Below are 2,641 nucleotides of genomic sequence, written 5' to 3'. Positions count from 1 at the left end.
CGGCGGGGTGCGCCCGGGCGCACCGTGGGACGCGTCACCGCCTGGGGCGCGTGACGGCGGGGCGCTCGGCCGGCAGCCGGCCCGGCTCCACGTCGCCCATGTCCACGCGGCCGCGGAAGCTGGCGCCGTCCACGATGATGACGCGGGGGGCGCGGATGTCGCCCACCATGCGGCCCTCGCGGGTGAGCTCCACGCTCTCGGTGGCGTTGATGTTGCCCACCACCACGCCGCTGACGATGGCGTTCTTCACCGCCACGTTGGCCTTCACCACGCCGGACGGCTCCACGATGAGGGTGCGGCTGAGGGTGAGCTCACCCTCGACGCGGCCGCGGACCGTGAGGTCCTCGTCACCCGTGAGCCGACCGCTGATGAGGATGGACGGCCCCACCACGGTGTTGTCGACGGTGTTGCCTGCAAGGTCCTTGGCGGTGGCCACGGATCAGCGCTCCTTCATGTCCATGTCGACGTTGCCCTTGAAGGAGGCACCGTCGGCGATGAGGATGCGCGGGGCCTTGATGTCGCCCACCACGCGGCAGTCCGTCTTCAGCTCCACCTTGTCGCTGGCGACGATGTTGCCCGTCACGCGGCCGGCGATCTCCACGTTCTGCGTCTCGATGTCCGCCTCGACGACGCCCGAGCCCTCCACGTACAGGCTCTCCTTGAGGGAGATCTTCCCCTTCACGGTGCCCTGGATGACCAGGTCCTCGTCACCGGAAATCTCCCCGTCGATGACGATGCTCGAACCAATGACCGTATTCGCCATGAGTGTTGTCCGCCTTGCTCGAAGCTGTGCGCCTGGGGGGCCCGTGGGACGGACCCCGGTGGATGCTAGATGTCGTCCGGCAACTTCACGTCCATCTCGATGGAGCCGTTGAACACGGCGCCGTCCTCGATGATGACCCGCGGGGCCTTGATGTCGCCCGCCACCTTCGCCGAGGCGTTGATGGCCACGCGCGTGGAAGCGTCGATGTTGCCGCTCGCCTCGCCGTTGATGGTCAGCTCCTCGGCGCGGATGTCCGCCTGGACCTTGCCGGTGCCTTCGATGGTGAGGTGGTTCTTGAGGGCGATCTGCCCCTCCACACGCCCTTCGATGACCAGGTCCCCTCCGCCCGTGAGGTTGCCCCTGATGACGATGCCCTTGCCAATGATGCCCGTTTCACCCTGTGCCATGAGGTGATCCTCGCCAGCGCCTGCTCCACCGGGAGCGGGGCGACCTGATTATGTCAGAGATGCGCGGAGATCCAGCCGGAGATGTCCTGGAACACCGTCGCGCGGTCCCGCTCGTTGAGCGGCTCGTGCCGCATGCCGGGGTACTCCTTGAACTTCTTGTCCGCCGTCCCCGCCGCCTCGAAGAAGGCCCGCGCCGCCGCCGGCAGCGCCACCCCGTCCTCCTGGCCGCACAGCACGAACAGCGGCACTTGAATCTTCGGCGCCAGCGCGAGCGTCTGCCCCTGGGCGGCCGTGGACTCCACGAACCAGCGGGGCGTGGCGAAGGGCACGTACAGCGGGTCCGCGGTGACTGCCTTCTGGATTTCCGGGTCGGTGCTGAGCATGTCCGGGGCCAGGCCCGAGGGGACCTTCATCCACGGCACCAGGCTGCCCACCATGCGCGCGGCGAGCACCTTCGCGGCGGGCGGGCTGATGGCCAGCTTGAGGTAGGGCGCGGAGAGGATGGCGCCGGACAGGCCCTCCAGCCGCCCGGTGAGGGCGTGCGCGGCCATCAGGCCGCCGTGGCTGTGGGCCAGGAGGAAGATCTTCTGGTCGCCCGCGGCCTTGCGCACGCGCTGCCAGAAGCCGTCCAGGTCGTCGAGGAACTCGGTCCACTTGCTGGCGTAGGCGCGCCGGCCGTCCGCGCGGCCGTGGCCCCGGTAGTCGAAGCCGTGCACGGCGAAGCCGTCCTGCACCAGCGCGTCGATGACGGGCCGGTAGCGGCCGATGTGGTCGCCGTAGCCGTGGACGATGGCGACGTGCGCGCGGGGGCCTGAGTCCGGCAGGTCCAGCGTCCAGAACAGCCGGGTGTTGTCCTTCCCGGTGAAGAAGCCTTCGTCGTGGCGGGCCATGAGCCCGGGACCTTAGCGGCCCGGCGCCGTCGAGGGTAGCGCCTTCAACTTGCGCTCCAGGGAGGTGCGCTGATCCGCGGGCTCGGCGGCCTCCGGCTCCAGGGTCAGCACCTCCAGCGCGCGCGTCCAGACCCGGGCGGCCTCCGGGGCGCGGCCCGCCTTGAGGTAGGCGTCCCCCAGGTGCTCCAGGATGGCGGGGTCGTCCGGGGACAGGTCCACCGCGCGCTCCAGGACCTCCACGGCCTTCTTCGCCTCGCCGCGCTGGAAGTGCACCCACCCCAGCGAGTCCACGTAGGCCGCGTTGTCGGGCCGGAGCGCCAGCGCGCGGCGCACCAGCCGCTCCGCCGCATCCAGGTCCCGGCCCCGCTGCGCCAGCGTGTAGCCCAGGAAGTTCAGCGCCGCGGAGTGCTCCGGCTTCAGCGCGAGCACCGCCCGCATGCGCGAGAGCGCACCCGCCACGTCGCCCTGGCGCTCCAGCAGGGTGCCCAGGGCGAACTGCAATTCCGGGTCCCTGGGTGCCTTCGCGACGGCGTCCCGCAGGAGCGCGAGCGCCTCCGGGCCCGGCCCTGGCGCTCCAGCAG

Annotated in this window: 4 protein-coding genes and 1 pseudogene; all 5 read right to left on the bottom strand. The window is 70.7% G+C overall.

What is annotated here, in order from left to right; translation table 11 throughout:
* A pseudogene (gene bacP / locus ACLEQD_RS41015) lies at positions 1–436 on the bottom strand (bactofilin BacP); the annotation flags it as partial.
* 3 nt (positions 437–439) lie between these two features.
* Positions 440–763 carry a polymer-forming cytoskeletal protein gene (locus ACLEQD_RS41010; RefSeq protein ID WP_002636698.1) on the bottom strand — a complete coding sequence of 108 codons (324 nt, stop codon included), beginning with the start codon at positions 761–763 and terminating at the stop codon, positions 440–442.
* A 65-nt stretch (positions 764–828) separates the two neighbouring features.
* On the bottom strand, positions 829–1,170 hold the full coding sequence (gene bacN / locus ACLEQD_RS41005; RefSeq protein ID WP_014397642.1) for a bactofilin BacN: 342 nt from the start codon (positions 1,168–1,170) through the stop codon (positions 829–831).
* 53 nt (positions 1,171–1,223) lie between these two features.
* A complete protein-coding gene (locus ACLEQD_RS41000) occupies positions 1,224–2,060 on the bottom strand; it encodes an alpha/beta hydrolase (protein WP_410391353.1) in 837 nt (278 codons plus the stop codon).
* A 12-nt stretch (positions 2,061–2,072) separates the two neighbouring features.
* Positions 2,073–2,641 (bottom strand): tetratricopeptide repeat protein (locus tag ACLEQD_RS40995; protein ID WP_410391352.1); only part of this gene is annotated, 569 nt, incomplete at its 5' end.

Origin of the sequence: Corallococcus sp. 4LFB (genome assembly GCF_046520365.1) — a bacterium.
Taxonomy (GTDB): Bacteria; Myxococcota; Myxococcia; order Myxococcales; family Myxococcaceae; genus Corallococcus; species Corallococcus caeni.
The sequence above is the reverse complement of the archived record's forward strand: the minus strand, read 5'-3'. Positions and strand labels throughout refer to the sequence as shown.